The organism is Synechococcus lacustris str. Tous, from assembly GCF_003011125.1.
Lineage (GTDB): Bacteria > Cyanobacteriota > Cyanobacteriia > PCC-6307 > Cyanobiaceae > Synechococcus_D > Synechococcus_D lacustris.
Map to the genome: position 1 here is coordinate 1 of NZ_PXVC01000243.1, position 873 is coordinate 873.

The window sequence follows — 873 nt, forward strand, 5'->3', positions numbered from 1 at the left end:
TTACAGAGTTAGAGAAGAATTAGGCCAACTCAATTCAGATCTTCAAGAAAATCTTCAAGGCCTTGAAGTTGTTCAAATGTTTAGGCGGGAAACACTTAATAGTGAACGCTTTGCCATTACAAATGCAAAATATCGCAAGGCCGTGGATGGAACTATCTTTTATGACAGTGCCATTTCAGCTTTACTTGAATGGATCTCACTAGCAGCAGTAGCGCTAGTGCTAGCCGTTGGCGGACATCTGGTTACGTCGGGAAGCGTTGGCTTAGGTGTGTTAACAACCTTTATCTTATTCTCGCAACGCTTATTTGATCCCCTTAGGCAACTGGCGGAGCGCTTCACCCAGATTCAAGCTGGCCTTACAGCAATTGAGCGGATTGGTGAATTACTAGATACACCTTTAGAAATAAAAGAAGCAAAAAACTTCATAACATCAAATCAACCAAAATCAGGCGAGGTTATTTTTGAAGATGTTTGTTTTGCCTACAGGGATGATGAACCGATTCTAGAGAACATAAACATACATATTAAGCCCGGTGAGCACATTGCACTTGTGGGGCCCACCGGATCTGGTAAAACCACCGTAATTCGTTTACTGTGTAGATTATATGAACAACAGCAGGGTCGCATACTATTAGACGGGGTTGATATCAGAGAATTACCGATTCCAGACCTGAGGCAAAGGCTGGGCGTTGTGCTTCAAGATACTTTTCTATTTAGCGGTAGTGTTGCAAATAATCTAACTTTAAATTCCGAATGTAGTCGCCATGAATTAGAGCAGCTCTGTAAAGACCTTGGCCTGGCGCCAATGCTGGAAAAACTACCTAATGGCTTAGATACATCACTAAGGGAACGGGGTGGCAATTTAAGTTCAGG

At 42.6% G+C, this 873-nt stretch carries 1 protein-coding gene; it reads left to right on the forward strand.

Features of this window, described 5'->3' with window-relative positions; translation table 11 throughout:
* A partial coding sequence (locus C7K08_RS14645) for an ABC transporter ATP-binding protein (protein WP_133165338.1) occupies positions 1–873 on the forward strand: 873 nt, incomplete at both ends.